A 16,106-nucleotide genomic window follows, 5' to 3' on the forward strand; every position below is an offset into this window, starting at 1 on the left:
CGTCCCTCCCGTCATTCTTCCCTAACAAGTGTTTGGTAGGTTAGCGTGAGCCCATGACAGACGTCGAGGGTCCGGCAGCCGATCGTCCGGCAACCGCTCGTCCGGAAGTCGAGCGGCCGGAAGTCGAGCGGCCGGCATATGAACCCGGACACGGACTGCTGCGCGGACGCAGCGCCGTCATCACCGCGGCCGCGGGCACCGGCATCGGCGGCGCGACCGCGCGCCGCTTCCTGGAAGAGGGCGCACACGTCGTCATCAGCGACGCCCACGCCCGGCGGCTCAAGGAGCACGAAGCCGCGCTCGCCGCGGAGTTCGGCCCCCGGGCGGTCACCGCGCTGCCCTGCGACGTCACCGACGAGGCCCAGGTGCGCACCCTGTTCGACACCGCCGCGGCCCGGCACGGACGCCTGGACATCGTCGTCAACAACGCGGGGCTCGGTGGCACCTCCACCCTCGTCGACATGACCGACACCCAGTGGTCGCGCGTCCTGGACGTCACACTGAACGGCACGTTCCGCTGCACCCGGGCCGCCCTGCGCGCGATGCGGGACAGCGGCCGCGGCGGGGTGATCGTCAACAACGCCTCCGTCGTCGGCTGGCGCGCCCAGGCCGGACAGGCGCACTACGCCGCCGCGAAGGCCGGCGTCATGGCCCTCACCCGGTGCGCGGCCGTCGAGGCGGCGGAGTACGGGGTCAGGGTCAACGCCGTCGCACCGAGTCTCGCCATGCACCCGCACCTGTCCAGGGTGACGACGCCCGAACTGCTCGCGCAGCTCACCGCACGCGAGGCCTTCGGCCGGTACGCCGAGCCCTGGGAAGTGGCCAACGTGATCGTGTTCCTGGCGTCCGGCTACTCCTCGTACCTCACCGGAGAGGTCGTCTCCGTCAGCAGTCAGCACCCCTAGGAGCAGCGATCACAATGGACCCGTGCCGACCAAGAAGAAGCCCCAGGTGACCGCAGCGCCCGCCCGCCGCGGCGAACTCCTCAACACCGCCGCCGAGGTCTTCGCCGAACAGGGCTACAACGCCACCACCGTGCGCAAGATCGCCGACCACGCGGGCATGCTCGCGGGCAGCCTCTACTACCACTTCGACTCCAAGGAGTCGATGCTCGAGGAGATCCTGCGTACCTTCCTCGACGAACTCTGGGGCGGCTACGACGCGGTCCTGGCCGCCGGACTGGGTCCCCGCGAGACCCTGGAGGCCCTGGTCACCGAGTCGTTCCGGGAGATCGACCGGCACCGCGCCGCCGTCGCGATCTACCAGAAGGAGTCCCGCCAGCTCGTGGCGCAGGAACGGTTCGCGTTCCTCGCCGAGTCACAGCGCAGGTTCGAGAAGGCGTGGTTGTCCACGCTGGAGCGCGGGGTCGCCGACCGGGCGTTCCGCGCCGACCTCGACGTCCGGCTCACCTACCGGTTCGTCCGCGACACGGTCTGGGTCGCCGCGTCCTGGTACCGGCCGGGCGGACAGCACAGCCCGGAGGAGATCGCCCGGCAGTACCTGTCGATGGTGCTCGACGGGATCGCCGTACGGGCATAGCCGGAAGCCGGAAGCCGGAAGCCGGAAGCCGGAAGCCGGAAGCCGGAAGCCGGAAGCCGGAAGCCGGACACCGAGCACGGCGCAGCGCCACCGCACCCTGACCCAGCACGCAGCCCAGCAAGTGATCCGTCGTCACTCAACGCGAACCACTGGGGAGTCGCCATGGCCGAGGCCTACATCGTCGAAGCGGTCCGTACACCCGTCGGACGGCGCGGGGGAGGGCTCAGCGGCGTGCACCCGGCCGATCTGGGCGCCCATGTGCTGAAGGCGCTCGTCGCCCGCGCCGCGCTCGACCCGGCCGCCGTCGAGGACGTCGTCTTCGGCTGCCTGGACGCGGTGGGCCCGCAGGCCGGGGACATCGCCCGCACCGCCTGGCTGGCGGCCGGACTGCCCCAGGAGGTGCCCGGCGTGACCGTCGACCGGCAGTGCGGTTCCTCGCAGCAGGCCGTGCACTTCGCGGCCCAGGCCGTGCTCTCCGGCACCCAGGACCTGGTGGTGGCCGGCGGCGTGCAGAACATGTCCCAGATCCCCATCGCCTTCGCCACCCGGCAGGCCGCCGAACCGCTCGGCTTCACCCAGGGCCCCTTCGCCGGCAGCGAGGGCTGGCGGGCCCGGTACGGCGAGAGGCCCGTGAACCAGTTCGCCGGCGCCGAGATGATCGCCGCGAAGTGGGGGATCGGCCGGGAGGAACAGGAGGAGTTCGCGCTGCGCTCCCACCGGCGCGCGCTGCGGGCCGTCGACGAGGGCCGCTTCGAGCGGGAGATCGCGCCCCACGGTCACGTCGCCGTCGACGAGGGACCGCGCCGGGACACCTCGGCGGAGAAGATGGCCGCGCTGAAGCCGGTGATCGACGGCGGCACCGTCACCGCGGCCTGCTCCTCCCAGGTCTCCGACGGCGCCGCGGCCCTGCTGCTGGCCTCGGAGCGGGCGGTGCGCGAACACGGACTGCGGCCCCGGGCGCGGGTGCACCATCTCTCCGTGCGCGGCGAGGACCCGATCCGTATGCTGACCGCGCCCATCCCGGCCACCGCCCACGCCCTGAAGAAGACCGGGCTGTCCATCCACGACATCGACCTCGTCGAGATCAACGAGGCCTTCGCCCCGGTCGTCCTGGCCTGGCTGAAGGAGACCGGCGCCGACCCGGCGAAGGTCAACGTCAACGGCGGCGCGATAGCCCTGGGACACCCGCTGGGCGCCACCGGCGCCAAACTGATGACCACCCTGCTGCACGAACTGGAGCGCACCGGCGCCCGCTACGGCCTCCAGACCATGTGCGAGGGCGGGGGCCAGGCCAACGTGACGATCATCGAGAGGCTCTGAGCCACCCGGACACCCGGGCGCCGGGTTCGCGCGAGTCGCCGAGACGCTCTGAGCCGCCGGACTCCCGGGCCGTGCGGGTCGTCGAGGGGGGCCGGGCCGGTCCGCGCACCGCGGCCGGGCCGGTCAGCGGGTGCCGGTCAGCCGCTCCCGCACCTCCTCCGCCTCCTTCATGATCCGTGCCACCAGCTCCGCGCACGACGGCAGGTCGTCGATCACCCCGGCGACCTGCCCGGACGCCATCACCCCCAGGTCGGTCCGGCCGTCCACCATCGCCGCCCGCAGCAGCATCGGCGTGTTCGCCGCGAGCAGGACCTGACTCCAGGCCAGATCATGCCCCTGTCTGAACGCGAGACCGTCGCGGACCATCCGCCGCCAGGTCAGCCCGGACAGCCTCCGGAACGCCGCCGCCCTGCGCAGGGCCTGGAACAGCGCCCGCGCCCGGCCGGCGTCCTCCAGCGCCCCGACCAGCTCCGTGCGCAGCATGCGGTGCGGCAGCCCGTCCACCGCGCGCGTCACCGTCACGTCCCGCACGTTCGCCGCCAGATACCGCGCCTTCACCGCGTCCGGCACCGTCGAGTCCGAGGTCAGCAGGAACCGGGTGCCCATGGCGACCCCCGCCGCCCCGTACGCCAGCGCCGCGACCAGGCCCCGCCCGTCGAAGAACCCGCCCGCCGCCACCACCGGCAGGTCCACCGCGTCGACGACCTGCGGCAGCAGCACCGTCGTCGCCACCTCCCCGGTGTGACCGCCGCCCTCCCCGCCCTGCACCACGACCGCGTCCGCGCCCCACGCCGCCACCTTCTCGGCATGCCGGCGCGCGCCCACCGAGGGGATGACCACCACGCCCGCCTCCTTCAGCTCGGCGATCAGCTCACGGGACGGCGCCAGGGCGAACGACGCGACCCGCACCCCCTCCTCGACGATCATCCGCACCCGGTCGCCCGCGTCGGCCGCGTCCGCGCGCAGGTTCACCCCGAACGGCGCGTCCGTACGCGAGGCGACCTCGCGTATCGCCGCCCGCAGCTGGTCGAGGGTCATCGTCGCGGAGGCCAGGACACCCAGCGCGCCCGCGTTCGCCGCCGCCGACACCAGCCGCGGACCCGCCACCCACCCCATCCCCGTCTGCATCACCGGGTGCCGGACCCCGACCAGCCGGGTGAACGCCGTCTCCATCACACCCCCGCCCGGTCCGGGACCTCCCGGGCGCGGGCGTCCGCCGGGTCGATCACCTCCCGGATCAGCCGCAGTTCCCCGGCGGTGGGCTCACGTGTCCGGGGCACCTCCGGCGGGACGACGAGCGCGAACCCGGTCGCCTCCCGCACCTGCCCGACACTCACCCCGGGATGCAGCGACGCCAGCCGCATGGCGTGATCGGGCGTGGCGAAGTCGAAGACGCCGAGATCGGAGACGACCCGCGGGATCCGGTGGAAGCGTGCCGTGCCGGGGTGCAGGGCCGCACGGTCGTACCCCACCCCGCACACCATGTCGACCCGCTCCACGAAGACCCGCCGCGAGTGCTTCGGGATCCAGTAACTCGTCGGGTTGTTCAACGTGTTGACCGGGGCGCCCCGGACCCCGAGCAGCTGCCGCCGGGGTGCGGCCCAGTCGCCGATGCACGCGATGTTCTGGTTGCCGAACCGGTCGATCTGGCTCGCGCCCATCATCACGTGCCGTCGCCCGCCGCCGACCAGCTCCAGGTGCTGACGGTAGGGCAGCCAGCCCTCGACCGTGCCGTCGGCGTCCACGAGGAGCGCCTCGCCGTCGGTCAGCAGCAGATCCGGCGCGAAGGTGAGCCGGGCGAGCCGGGCGCCCACGGACGGGATCACCCCGCCCATCGGGCTCGCCAGCACCTCGCCCGCGTCCCGCCAGGCCTCGGCGCAGGCGATCACGCAGTACTCGGCACGGCTGGGCGCGGCGGCGGCCGCGGGGCCGCCCGGGGCGCTCACGGCGTCCCCTCCTCGCCCTGCCCGTGCTCCTGCCCGCGTTCCTGTTCCCGCTGCCAGGCCCGCACGGCAGATCGGTAGGCGTGCTCGTCCCCGCCCAGGAACCGCTCCGCGAACTCCGGCCAGGGCGCGACCGCGTACAGCCGCTGAAAGGCCTCGTCCCGGCCGTAGTCGGGAGCGCAGGACGTGAAGTGCGCGCCGTTCGGCGCCTCGACCACGCCCGTCACCGTGTGCCGCTTGATCAGCAGCGACTGCGGACCGGCGTCGGCCCCCTTCGTCAGCTCCGCGGTGTCCACGATCCGCTCGCACGAGACATAGGCCCGGTCCGCCGCCGCGCAGAACAGGTCGTCGAAGTACGGGTCCGGGCCCAGGTACGTGCCGTTGCCCCGCCGGTCCGCACGGTTGACGTGGACCAGCGCCGCGTCCAGCCGCAGGGCGGGCATCGCCACGAACGTCTCCCCGTCCTCGTAGGGCGAGACCACGGTCCGCAGACCCGGGTTGACCCGCATCACGTCCGAACCGATACCCGCCCTGACCGGCAGGAACGGCAGCCGGTTCGCGGCCGCGCGCAGCCCCCACATGAACATCGCCTCGTCGACCTCCACCAGCTCGAAGGCCCCCCGTTCACGGGCCGCGCGGTAGTGCGGTTCGAGCGGGACCGAGTCCAGGGTGGTGAACGCGGCGACCAGCTTCCGGATCCGTCCGGCGGCGGCGAGCATGCCGACGTCCGGGCCGCCGTACGAGACCACCGTCAGATCGCCGATGCCGGCCCGGAGCACCGCTCTCACCAGGGCCATCGGCTTGCGCCGGGAGCCCCAGCCGCCGATGCCGACGGTCATGCCGCTCGCCAGTGCGGAGACCGCCTCGTCGGCGGTCATCGTCTTGTCACCCACCTGACGTCCCCTCCCTCCCGAAGGTGTCCCGGATCCGGTCGGCCACCCCGCTGACGTCCGCCTCGAACGTGAAGCCCTGCTCGAAGCGGTAGCTGCGGCGCACGTCGACCGGATCGATGCCGTTGATGGCGGCCTTGGCCAGCCGCAGCAGATCACCGTCCTTGGCGGCGATCTCCCGGGCCAGCTCCAGGGCCGCGGCGCCCAGCTCCTCGCTCGGCACCACCCGCCACACCGAGCCGTGCGCGTGCAGCTCGGCCGCGGTCGCCGTGCGCGAGGTGTAGTACAGCGCGCGCATCAGGTGCGGGGGGACCAGCCGGGACAGGTGCGTGGCCGCGCCGAGGGCCCCCCGGTCCAGTTCGGGCAGTCCGAAGACGGCGTCGTCACCGGCCACGATCACGTCCGCGTTCCCCGCCAGGCCTATGCCGCCGCCCAGACAGAAGCCCTGCACCGCCGCCACCACCGGGACCTCGCACTCGTACACCGCGGCGAAGGCCTCGAAACAGCCGCGGTTGGCGCCGACGAGCGCGGGGCGCCCCTGGGCCTGTATCTCCTTGATGTCCACGCCCGCGTTGAAGCCGCGCCCCCGCGCGCCCAGCACCACGCACCGGACCTGCGGGTCGTGACCGGCCGCGCGCACCGCGTCGGCCAGCGCGAACCAGCCGGCCACCGGGATGGCGTTCACCGGCGGGAAGTCGACCGTGACCACGGAAATCCCCTTTTCCGGGGACGAGGTGGAGACACCCATCGGCGCATCAGCTACCTTTCCACCCAGCCGCTATTCCACCAAACATTTGTTAGGTGTGAGGCTTCGAAGCTAGCAGCCGACGGATCGCGGCGGGAGGCCCTGTGGACAACTCGCACCCTGCGCACCCCTCGCACTCTCCGCACTCTTCGCACCTGAGCGGCCGCACGGTGGTGGTGACCGGCGGCACCCGTGGCGTGGGCGCGGGCATCGTCCGGGCGTTCGCGGCGGCCGGGGCACGGGTGGTGGCCTGCGCCCGCAGACCGCCGCCCGAAGAGCCCGCGGCAGGCGTGGAGTTCGTCCCGCTGGACCTGCGCGACCCGCCCGCCGTACGGGCCTTCTTCGACGCGCTGCCCCGGCTCGACGTCCTCGTCAACAACGCGGGCGGGGCCCCGTACCGGCTGCTGGCCGACGCGGACGCCGAGCGGCACGCGCGGGTCGTCGAACTGAACCTCCTCGCCCCGCTGACCGCGTCGCTCGCCGCGTACGACCACCTCAGACGGGCCCGGGGCGCCGTCGTGATGGTCGGCAGCGTCAGCGGCAGCCGCCCCTCGCCGGGCACGGCGGCCTACGGGGCGGCCAAGGCGGGACTGGAGCACCTGGCCCGCTCCATGGCGGTGGAATGGGCGCCGCACGTGCGCGTCAACACACTCGTCGTCGGCATGGTCCGCACCGAGCTGTCCCACCTCCACTACGGCGGGGAGGAAGGCGTCGAGGCGGTCGCGCGCACCGTCCCGCTCGGACGGCTGGCCGTGCCCGACGACATCGGCGCGGCCGCCGTCTTCCTCGCCTCCGACGCCGCCGCCTACATCAGCGGGGCGAGTCTGCTCGTGCACGGGGGCGGGGAGCGGCCCGCCTTCCTGGACGCCGCCACAGCCGACCGGGACAACCGAGGAAAGGGAACGGGATGAGCGGAATCTGCGCGGGACGGGTCGTCGTCGTCACCGGTGCCGGACGAGGCCTCGGGCGGGCGCACGCGCTCGCCTTCGCCGCCGAAGGAGCCCGGGTCGTCGTCAACGACCTGGGGGTCGGCCTGGACGGCGCACCGGGCTCCGGCAGCCCCGCGGCCGGCGTCGTGGACGAGATCCGGGCGGCCGGCGGACACGCCGTCGCGCACGCCGGCGACATCGCCACGACCGAGGGCGCGGCGTCACTGGTCCGGGTCGCGCTGGAGACGTACGGCCGGCTCGACACCCTCGTCAACAACGCGGGGTTCCTGCGGGACCGGATGCTGGTCAACCTCGACGAGGACGACTGGGACGCGGTCGTCCGCGTCCATCTCAAGGGACACTTCCTGCCGCTGCGGCACGCGGCCGCGCACTGGCGTCAGGAGACCCGGGCCGGGCGCACCCCCGAGGCCCGGATCGTCAACACCGGCAGCGGTGCCGGGCTGCTGGGATCGGTCGGACAGGGCAACTACAGCGCGGCGAAGGCCGGCATCCTCGCCCTGACGCTGGTCGCGGCGGCCGAACTGAGCCGCTACGGCGTCCAGGTCAACGCGATCGCGCCCGCGGCCCGGACGAGAATGACCGAGGACACCTTCGCGCAGGCCATGGCCGCACCGGAAGCGGGCTTCGACGCGATGGCCCCCGGGAACGTCTCACCGCTGGTCGTCTGGCTGGGCTCGGCCGCCAGCGCCGGTGTCACCGGGCGGGTCTTCGAGGCCGAAGGAGGCCGGATCACTCTCATGGAGGGCTGGCGGACCGGCCCCACGGCGGTCGGCGAGCAGCGGTGGCGGCCGCAGGAGGCGGGGGAGGCCGTACGACGGCTGATCAAGGAGGCACAGCCGCCGGGCACGGTGTACGGAAGCCGGTGACATCCACCGTCCGGCCCGGGTACGACGTGAGGCCTACCTGACGTGAGGCCTACCTGACGTGAGGCCTACGTGTCGCACTCCAGCACCGTCCGGCACAGCGCGCACCGCGCCCGCACCCGCCCCCGCACCGGCACCCTGATCCGCTGATGGCAGGTCGGGCACGGGAACGACACCCGAAGCGGACCTCGGCCGTCCGGAGTGAACGCGTAGGCGGTGCCGGACCCGGCGGCCGGCCCCCTGTCCTGGGCGTGCCGGCGGTCCCGGGCGTAACGCCGCCGGCCCGCCCAGCCCGCCGCCGTCAGCGGCGGCTGCTGCTCGTCCCGGCGCGCCTGCGCCATGCCCCGCGTGTACGCCTCGTACGCCTGCGCGCTGGTGAACCACGTCGACGGGTCCTCGCCGAACAGCAGCGCACGCTTGGCCAGCACGTACCCGAACTCCTCCGGCGTGAGATAACCCAGCTTCTGCGAGGTCACCGCGTCCTCCCGGAACGCGTCCAGCAGCAGCCAGCCCGCGCCCAGGTACGTCGTCGCCGTGTCCGTGAGGATCTCGTTGTCCCGGGTGCCGCGGAAGGACAGATCCAGCCGGTGCAGATACACGTGCATGATCTCGTGGGCCAGGGCCGCGCCGATGTCCCTGCGATGGGTACGGAACCGGTCGTTCAGCTCCACGAAGTACTCCGGACCCGCGGCCAGCTCGATGTGCGCCGCGTGTTCCATCTCCCGGAAGCCGACGATCATCCGGGCATCCGGCAGCCGATAGTGGCGCACCAGCTCACGAGCCACGCGCTGGGTACCCAGATGAAGATCGTCGGTGTCGCAGAACGCCACGTCGACCGGCGCCACACTCGTCGCGAACGTCTGGATCGTGTCGTACGACAGCCGCCGGTACAGCGCGGTGACGGCGGCCCGCACCGTCTCCAGATGCGGGTAGCCGTGCTCGACCGGTCCGCCGTTGGCCACGCCCGCACCCCCAAGACGCCTGATCCCGCTTCCACTCTACGAGCCCACGCGCGGAATACCCCTCACCGCTTGCCGGCTCCCGGCATCCGCGGCCCCGCCGCCGCCCGTCCCGGACCCCGCCACTCGCCCCGCCCCGTCCGTCCGTACCGGAGGAGGCCGTAGGCCGCCCGCCGGCGGCGCCGCGTAGGGTGAATGCCCATGACCACCAGCCCCACCGGCGACGGCGGCATCGACCCCGCCGTCCGCGAGGAACTCGACCGGCTGCGCAACAGCATCGACAACATCGACGCCGCCGTCGTCCACATGCTCGCCGAACGCTTCAAGTGCACCCAGCAGGTGGGCCACCTCAAGGCCGCACACCAGCTGCCCCCCGCCGACCCGGACCGCGAGGCCCGGCAGATCGCCCGGCTGCGCACCCTCGCCGAGAACGCCAAACTCGACCCCGCCTTCGCCGAGAAGTTCCTCAACTTCATCGTCGCCGAGGTCATCCGCCACCACGAACGCATCGCGGACGCCACCGTCAACGGCACCGCCGCCAACGCCACCGTCAACGGCACCACCGTCAACGGCACCCCCACGAACGGCACCCCCACGACGGCCGATTGACGCCGGTCCGCGCCGCCGGGAGGTGACACGGGCACCCGTCCGAGGCATGCTGCGCTGTGCACCGCTCGTCAACCGGCGGGCACAGCGCGTCAGCACCCCGGACGCCAGTTGGTGGTCCCACCGCGGGAGGGACGTCGGGCCATGCCGTCGGATGACGCGATCCTCATCGTCGACGACCACGAGGACACCCTCTACGCCCTGGAGAACACCCTCGCCCCGCTCGGCCACCGGATCAGCCGCGCCACCAGCGGCGACGCGGCACTGAAACAGATACTGCGCGGCCGGGTCGGACTGCTCCTGCTCGATGTGCGCATGTCCGGCGTCGAGGGCCTGGACGTCGTGCGCTACATGCGTCGCGTCGAACAGACCCAGCACATTCCCGTCGTCCTGCTCACCGGTTTCGGCCCCGACCCCGAACTCACCGCCGCCGCCTTCGCGCTCGGCGTCGCCGACCTGGTCGCCAAACCCGTCGACCCCTGGGCCCTGCGCACCAAGATCCGCTACCTCTACGACGCCCGCCTGCGCGAGCTGACCCTGGAGCGGGAGATCCGCGACCTGCGCACCCTCCTCAAGGACCGCACCGATCCCCCGGACCACCTGCCACGGACCGGACCGACCCACCTGGACGCCCGCGTTCCACCGCAACGCGACACACCATGGGCGGCTCCGGCGCGCGAGGGGACATAAGGAACGTACCGAACCGCCACTGTGCCATTCCGACGCCATCAGGCAGCATGTCGTTCATGTCCGTACTGACGCGCGACGAAGCGCAGACCCGTGCCCGGCTCCTCGACGTCCACCGCTACACGATCGAACTCGATCTGACCACCGGCGACGACACCTTCGGGTCCGTGACCGTCATCAGGTTCACCGCCCGCTCGGAGGCGGACACCTTCGTCGAGCTCAAGCCCGCCGAACTGCGCTCCGCCACCCTCGACGGACAGCCCCTCGACCCGGCCGGTCTCGACGGCAACCGGCTGCCCCTGAAGAACCTCACCGCCGGCGAGCACGAACTGCGCGTCGACGCCCGCATGCGCTACTCCCGCACCGGCGAGGGCATGCACCGCTTCACCGACCCCACCGACGGCGAGACCTACCTCTACACCCAGCTGTTCATGGACGACGTGCAGCGCGTCTTCGCCGCCTTCGACCAGCCCGACCTCAAGGCCGTCTTCGACCTGACCGTCCAGGCCCCCGAAGGCTGGAGCGTCCTCGCCAACAGCGTCACCGAACACCTCGGCGAAGGCCGCTGGCAGGCCGCCCCCACCCCCCTCGTCTCCACCTACCTCGTCGCCGTCGCCGCAGGCCCCTGGCACTCCGTACGCACCGAGCACCGCGGCCTGCCCTTCGGCCTCCACTGCCGCCGCTCCCTCGCCCCCCATCTCGACGCGGACGCCGAGGAACTCCTCGACATCACCAAGCAGTGCTACGACCGCTACCACGAGAAGTTCGAGGAGCCCTACCCCTTCGACTCCTACGACCAGGCCTTCGTCCCCGAGTTCAACGCCGGCGCCATGGAGAACCCCGGCCTGGTCACCTTCCGCGACGACTTCGTCTACCGCTCCGCCGTCACCGACACCGAACGACAGACCCGCGCCATGGTCATCGCCCACGAGATGGCCCACATGTGGTTCGGCGACCTCGTCACCCTCCGGTGGTGGGACGACATCTGGCTGAACGAGTCCTTCGCCGAGTACATGGGCTACCAGACCCTCGCCGAAGCCACCCGCTTCACCGGCACCTGGACCGAATTCGGCGTCGCCCGCAAGCCCTGGGGCTACGAGGCCGACCAGCGCCCCTCCACCCACCCCGTCGCCCCCGAAGCCGTCGAGGACACCGCCTCCGCACTCCTCAACTTCGACGGCATCTCCTACGCCAAGGGCGCCTCCGCACTGCGCCAACTCGTCGCCTGGCTCGGCGAGAAGGACTTCCTGGCCGGCATCAACACGCACTTCGCCCGCCACCGCTTCGCCAACGCCACCCTCGCCGACTTCATCGACTCCCTCGCCGCCCACACCGACCGCGACGTCCACGCCTGGGCCGACGCCTGGCTGCGCACCACCGGAGTCGACACCCTCACCCCGGCCGTCACCGCCGACGCCGACGGCACCCGCACCCTGACCGTCCGGAACACCGGCAGCCGCCCCCACCGCATCTCCGTCGGCCTCTACGACCGCGACCACGGCGACGACCAGGGCTGCCTCACGCTGCGCGGACGCCTCGACCTCGACATCCCGCAGACCACCTCCCAGCCCATCGGCAAACGCCCCGCACTGCTGCTCCTCAACGACGGCGACCTCACCTACGCCAAGATCCGCTTCGACCCCGAGTCCTTCGAGACCGTCCGCGCCGGCCTGTCCGGCCTGCCCGACCCGCTCACCCGCGCGGTCGTCTGGAACGCCCTGCGCGACTGCGTACGCGACGGCGAACTCCCGCCCTCCGCCTACCTGGAGACCGCCCACACCCACCTCCCGCGCGAGAACGACCTCGCCCTCGTCCAGGGCGTCCTCGCCTTCGCCGCCGGCCAGATCGCCGACCGCTACCTCACGCCCGAGGAGCGCCCCGCCGCCCTCGCCAGCCTCAGAAGCCTCTGCCGCGACCTCGTCCGCCGCACCGAGGACGGCGACAACCCCGGCCTGCGCCTGGTCGCCGTACGCCACCTCATCGACGCCGCCGCCCACCCGGACACCATCAGCGCCTGGCTCGCCGACGGAACCGTCCCCGGCGGCCCCGAACTCGACCCCGAACTGCGCTGGCGCATCCTCGCCCGGCTCGCCGTCCTCGGCGCGATCGACGGCACCGCCATCGACGCCGAACTCGTCCAGGACCCCAGCGCCACCGGCCAGGAAGGCGCCGCCCGCTGCCGCGCCGCCCTGCCCGACCCCGAGGCCAAACGCGCCGCCTGGGACGCCATGTTCGCCACCGACGACACGACCGACCTGTCGAACTACCTGTTCACCGCCACCGCCCAGGGCTTCTGGCAGCCCGAACAGGCCGACCTCGTACGGGAGTACGTCCCGCGCTACTACCAGGACGCCGTCGCCGTCGCCGCCCGCCGCGGCCCCGCCATCGCCGAGGCCGCGGGCCGCTGGGCGTTCCCCGCCGTCGCCGTCGACGCCGACACCCTCCACCTGGGCGAGGAGTGCCTGCGCGACGCCGACCCCACCCCGGCCCTGCGCCGCAAACTCGTCGACCAGCTCGACGACCTCGCCCGAGCCCTGCGGGTCCGGCAGGCGTAACACCACCAACCCACCGGCAGCGCAACACCGGCACACCTCCGGCACACCACCCGGGCGGGCCCACCACCTACACGGCGGGGCCCGCCCGCTCCACCTCCCGGCACGCCCGCCCCGGCCCTGCGCCCCCGCCTGCGTCCCGACACGATTTCCCCGCCCGGGAGTACCCCCGCACGGGTTCCGATCGTTGGGTTCTTCGGACGCGCCGCAGCATCCGCGCACAAGCCGATGCTCCCCTGCCCCGCGCCCCGGAGGAGCATCATGAGCACGCCGCCGCTCGCCTCAGGACCCGACGGACACCAAGCCCTGCGGCCGCTGCTCGACACCGTCCTGGACGCCCTGCGCGACGGCGGCCGGGCCCGCGGCGGCCCGCTGCCCGCCGGCGGACCACCGGCGGTCGCCGCCCGCCTCACCGACGCCGTCGGGGACGTCCTGCCCGACGACGGCGACCCCGACGCCCTGCGCACCCTCGTACACGCCCTCGCCGAGGGCGCCGCCGACCCCGCGGACCCCCTGTGCGCCGCCCATCTGCACTGCCCACCGCTCGCCGTCGCCACCGCCGCCGACCTCGCCGTCAGCGTCCTCAACCCCTCCCTCGACTCCTGGGACCAGGCACCCGCGGCCTCAGAACTCGAAGCCCGGGTCACCCGCGCACTCGCCCGCCTCACCGGACTCACCGACGCCCTCGTCACCACCGGCGGCACCGAAGCCAACCAACTCGCCCTGCTCCTCGCCCGGGAGACCCACGGCGCCGGCCTGCGGCTGGTCCACGGAGCCAACGCCCACCACTCCCTGCCCCGCGCCGCCTGGCTGCTCGGACTGCCCGACCCCGTCGTCGTCCCCGCCCCCGCAGGCACCCTCGACCCGGCCGCCCTCGACGAGGCCCTCACCGAACTCCACGGCCCCCTCGTCGTCGCCGCCACCGCCGGAACCACCGACGCCGGCCTCATCGACCCACTGCCCGAGATCGCCGGCCTGTGCACCGCCCACGGCGCCCGGCTCCACATCGACGCCGCCTACGGCGGCGGCCTCCTGTTCAGCGACCGCCACCGCACCGCCCTCGCAGGCCTCAACGCCGCCCACACCGTCACCCTCGACCTGCACAAACTCGGCTGGCAACCCGTCGCCGCCGGCCTCCTCGCCGTACACGACCCCCACGACCTCACCGCACTGCACCAACGCGCCGACTACCTCAACGCCGACGACGACACCGACGCAGGCCTCCCCGACCTCCTCGGACGCTCCCTCCGCACCACCCGCCGACCCGACATCCTCAAGATCGCCGTCACCCTCGGGACCCTCGGCAGAACCGGCCTGGGAGCCCTCGTCGACCAGGTCTGCGCCCACGCCGCCGAACTCGCCGAACTCCTCGACGCCCACCCCCGCTTCGAGCTCTACGACCGCCCCACCATCAGCACCGTCCTCTTCCGCCCCACCGACGCCACCGACACCACCGTCGCCGACATCCGCCGACAACTGCTCCACCAGGGCCGCGCCGTCCTCGGCCGCGCTCACCTCGACGGCCGCCTCTGGCTCAAAGCCACCCTCCTCAACCCCCACACCCGGCCCGACGACCTCACCGCACTCATCGACCTCGTGGAAGGAACCACCCCCAGATGACCCACCCCCCACACCACGAGCCCGCAGCACCCCGCGACCTCGTCGGCATCGGCATCGGCCCCCTCAACCTCTCCCTCGCCGCCCTCGCCCACCCCCTCCCCGAACTCGACGCCGTCTTCTACGAACAACGCCCAGCCTTCGACTGGCACCCCGGCCTCCTCATCGACGGCGCCACCATCCAGGTCCCCTTCCTCGCCGACCTCGTGACCCTCGCCGACCCCACCAGCCCCTGGACCTTCCTCAACTACCTCAAGGCCCGCGAGCGCCTCTTCCCCTTCTACTTCGCCGAGCGCTTCCACATCCAGCGCGCCGAATTCGACGCCTACTGCCGCTGGGTCGCCGACCACCTCCCCGGCCTGCACTTCCGCCACCAGGTTGACAGCGTCCGCTGGAACCCCGGACGCGACCTCTTCGAAATCGAGTTCACCCGACTCGGCCACGACGGCACCGCCGCGGCCCCCGGCCGCACCCACGCCCGCAACATCGTCCTCGGCATCGGCACCGAACCCCACGTACCCGAACCGCTCAGACCCCTCGCCGACGCCCCCGGCGTACCCGTCGTCCACGCCGCCGACTACCTCGCCCACCGAGCGAGCCTCCTCGCCGCCGACCACATCACCGTCGTCGGCTCCGGACAGTCGGGCGCCGAGATCTTCCTCGACCAGCTACGCCACCGCGCACCCGGCCGCGACCGCATCCACTGGATCGGCCGCACCGAGGCGTTCGCCCCCATGGAGTACTCCAAACTCGGCCTGGAGCACTTCACCCCCGACTACACCCGCTACTTCCACAGCCTCGACGAGACCACCCGCGACCGGCTCGTCACCAGCCAGTGGCAGCTCCACAAGGGCATCGACACCGACACCATCGCCGCCATCCACGACGAGCTCTACCGCCGCACCCTGCACGGCGGCTGGCCCCAGGCCGTCCTCACCCCCGGCGTCCACGTCCGCACCGCCGGCCGCGTCGGCGTCGGCATCACCAGGATCGAACTCCACCTGGAACACATCCAGCAGGGCAACCGCACCTGCCTCACCACCGACGCCGTCGTCCTCGCCACCGGCCACCGCCAACGCCCCCTGGAACCCATCCTCGCCGGACTCGACCCCTACCTGCGCCGCGACAACCGCGAACGGCCCCGCGTCGACGAACACTTCCGCCTCGTCCTCGACCCGGCCGTCACCGGCCACGCCTACATCCAGAACGCCGCACTGCACACCCACGGCGTCGGCACCCCCGACCTCGGCCTCGCCGCCTGGCGCAGCGCCGCCATCCTCAACTCCCTCACCGGAAAAGAGACCTACCCCCTCCCGGCCCGCACCGCCTTCACCACCTTCGGACTCGAACCACACCCCCGGATCCCCCAGGCCCGCAGGTCCGAAACCCTCACCCACCTCGCCGAACACCGCTGACCCCACCACAGCCGAACCGG

At 72.8% G+C, this 16,106-nt stretch carries 15 protein-coding genes; 10 read left to right on the forward strand and 5 right to left on the reverse strand.

Features of this window, described 5'->3' with window-relative positions; all coding sequences use genetic code 11:
* Positions 1-53: 53 nt before the first annotated feature.
* The 3 genes from ACZ7OY_RS05445 to ACZ7OY_RS05455 all read left to right on the forward strand — a co-directional run bounded on the left by ACZ7OY_RS05445 (position 54) and on the right by ACZ7OY_RS05455 (position 2,859).
* Positions 54-905, forward strand: a complete 852-nt coding sequence (locus tag ACZ7OY_RS05445; RefSeq protein ID WP_471910136.1) for an SDR family oxidoreductase — start codon at positions 54-56, stop codon at positions 903-905.
* A 22-nt stretch (positions 906-927) separates the two neighbouring features.
* The gene (locus ACZ7OY_RS05450; protein WP_351603087.1) at positions 928-1,539 is read left to right on the forward strand and encodes a TetR/AcrR family transcriptional regulator; all 612 of its coding nucleotides are present in this window, start codon (positions 928-930) and stop codon (positions 1,537-1,539) included.
* Positions 1,540-1,701: 162 nt separating this feature from the next.
* A complete protein-coding gene (locus ACZ7OY_RS05455; RefSeq protein ID WP_471910137.1) occupies positions 1,702-2,859 on the forward strand; it encodes an acetyl-CoA C-acetyltransferase in 1,158 nt (385 codons plus the stop codon).
* 123 nt (positions 2,860-2,982) lie between these two features.
* On the opposite strand, the gene ACZ7OY_RS05460 is transcribed toward ACZ7OY_RS05455, so the two are convergent.
* From ACZ7OY_RS05460 to ACZ7OY_RS05475, 4 genes are read right to left on the reverse strand one after another with little or no spacing between them, the layout of a single operon-like run.
* Positions 2,983-4,032, reverse strand: a complete 1,050-nt coding sequence (locus ACZ7OY_RS05460; RefSeq protein ID WP_471910138.1) for an NAD(P)H-dependent flavin oxidoreductase — start codon at positions 4,030-4,032, stop codon at positions 2,983-2,985.
* Positions 4,032-4,805, reverse strand: a complete 774-nt coding sequence (locus ACZ7OY_RS05465; RefSeq protein WP_471910139.1) for a CoA-transferase subunit beta — start codon at positions 4,803-4,805, stop codon at positions 4,032-4,034. The genes ACZ7OY_RS05460 and ACZ7OY_RS05465 overlap by 1 nt, the downstream gene beginning before the upstream one ends.
* Positions 4,802-5,695 carry a CoA transferase subunit A gene (locus ACZ7OY_RS05470; protein ID WP_471910140.1) on the reverse strand — a complete coding sequence of 298 codons (894 nt, stop codon included), beginning with the start codon at positions 5,693-5,695 and terminating at the stop codon, positions 4,802-4,804. The genes ACZ7OY_RS05465 and ACZ7OY_RS05470 overlap by 4 nt, the downstream gene beginning before the upstream one ends.
* On the reverse strand, positions 5,688-6,440 hold the full coding sequence (locus tag ACZ7OY_RS05475; protein WP_471910141.1) for an enoyl-CoA hydratase family protein: 753 nt from the start codon (positions 6,438-6,440) through the stop codon (positions 5,688-5,690). The genes ACZ7OY_RS05470 and ACZ7OY_RS05475 overlap by 8 nt, the downstream gene beginning before the upstream one ends.
* Before the next feature lie 101 nt (positions 6,441-6,541).
* Between ACZ7OY_RS05475 and ACZ7OY_RS05480 the strand changes: the two genes are divergently transcribed.
* Together ACZ7OY_RS05480 and ACZ7OY_RS05485 are read left to right on the forward strand one after the other, a co-directional pair.
* Complete coding sequence (locus ACZ7OY_RS05480; RefSeq protein WP_471910142.1) at positions 6,542-7,348, forward strand: SDR family oxidoreductase; 807 nt, start codon at positions 6,542-6,544, stop codon at positions 7,346-7,348.
* Positions 7,345-8,253, forward strand: a complete 909-nt coding sequence (locus ACZ7OY_RS05485; RefSeq protein ID WP_471910143.1) for an SDR family oxidoreductase — start codon at positions 7,345-7,347, stop codon at positions 8,251-8,253. Before ACZ7OY_RS05480 ends, ACZ7OY_RS05485 begins: the two co-directional genes overlap by 4 nt.
* 65 nt (positions 8,254-8,318) lie before the next feature.
* Here the strand turns inward: ACZ7OY_RS05485 and ACZ7OY_RS05490 are convergent, their stop codons facing one another.
* Positions 8,319-9,212, reverse strand: a complete 894-nt coding sequence (locus tag ACZ7OY_RS05490; protein WP_471910144.1) for a hypothetical protein — start codon at positions 9,210-9,212, stop codon at positions 8,319-8,321.
* Positions 9,213-9,410: 198 nt separating this feature from the next.
* Here ACZ7OY_RS05490 and ACZ7OY_RS05495 point away from each other — a divergent pair, with 198 nt between their 5' ends.
* From ACZ7OY_RS05495 to ACZ7OY_RS05515, 5 genes are all read left to right on the forward strand, one after another.
* Complete coding sequence (locus ACZ7OY_RS05495; RefSeq protein ID WP_471910145.1) at positions 9,411-9,818, forward strand: chorismate mutase; 408 nt, start codon at positions 9,411-9,413, stop codon at positions 9,816-9,818.
* Positions 9,819-9,959: 141 nt separating this feature from the next.
* Entirely contained in the window at positions 9,960-10,505 is a 546-nt protein-coding gene (locus ACZ7OY_RS05500) for a response regulator (RefSeq protein ID WP_471910146.1), read from the forward strand.
* Between the two features lie 56 nt (positions 10,506-10,561).
* The gene (pepN, locus tag ACZ7OY_RS05505; RefSeq protein WP_471910147.1) at positions 10,562-13,057 is read left to right on the forward strand and encodes an aminopeptidase N; all 2,496 of its coding nucleotides are present in this window, start codon (positions 10,562-10,564) and stop codon (positions 13,055-13,057) included.
* A gap of 258 nt (positions 13,058-13,315) precedes the next feature.
* A complete protein-coding gene (locus ACZ7OY_RS05510) occupies positions 13,316-14,674 on the forward strand; it encodes a pyridoxal phosphate-dependent decarboxylase family protein (RefSeq protein ID WP_471910148.1) in 1,359 nt (452 codons plus the stop codon).
* The gene (locus ACZ7OY_RS05515; protein WP_471910149.1) at positions 14,671-16,086 is read left to right on the forward strand and encodes a lysine N(6)-hydroxylase/L-ornithine N(5)-oxygenase family protein; all 1,416 of its coding nucleotides are present in this window, start codon (positions 14,671-14,673) and stop codon (positions 16,084-16,086) included. The genes ACZ7OY_RS05510 and ACZ7OY_RS05515 overlap by 4 nt, the downstream gene beginning before the upstream one ends.
* The last annotated feature ends 20 nt before the right edge of the window (positions 16,087-16,106 follow it).

This window comes from Streptomyces sp. NPDC107559, from assembly GCF_055657365.1.

Coding starts and splice junctions, on each gene's coding strand:
- ACZ7OY_RS05460 (WP_471910138.1), bottom strand. CDS start 4,032: ATGGAGACGGCGTTCACCCGGCTGGTCGGGGTCCGGCACCCGGTGATG.
- ACZ7OY_RS05500 (WP_471910146.1), top strand. CDS start 9,960: ATGCCGTCGGATGACGCGATCCTCATCGTCGACGACCACGAGGACACC.
- pepN (WP_471910147.1), top strand. CDS start 10,562: ATGTCCGTACTGACGCGCGACGAAGCGCAGACCCGTGCCCGGCTCCTC.
- ACZ7OY_RS05485 (WP_471910143.1), top strand. CDS start 7,345: ATGAGCGGAATCTGCGCGGGACGGGTCGTCGTCGTCACCGGTGCCGGA.
- ACZ7OY_RS05515 (WP_471910149.1), top strand. CDS start 14,671: ATGACCCACCCCCCACACCACGAGCCCGCAGCACCCCGCGACCTCGTC.
- ACZ7OY_RS05445 (WP_471910136.1), top strand. CDS start 54: ATGACAGACGTCGAGGGTCCGGCAGCCGATCGTCCGGCAACCGCTCGT.
- ACZ7OY_RS05510 (WP_471910148.1), top strand. CDS start 13,316: ATGAGCACGCCGCCGCTCGCCTCAGGACCCGACGGACACCAAGCCCTG.
- ACZ7OY_RS05475 (WP_471910141.1), bottom strand. CDS start 6,440: ATGGGTGTCTCCACCTCGTCCCCGGAAAAGGGGATTTCCGTGGTCACG.
- ACZ7OY_RS05495 (WP_471910145.1), top strand. CDS start 9,411: ATGACCACCAGCCCCACCGGCGACGGCGGCATCGACCCCGCCGTCCGC.
- ACZ7OY_RS05455 (WP_471910137.1), top strand. CDS start 1,702: ATGGCCGAGGCCTACATCGTCGAAGCGGTCCGTACACCCGTCGGACGG.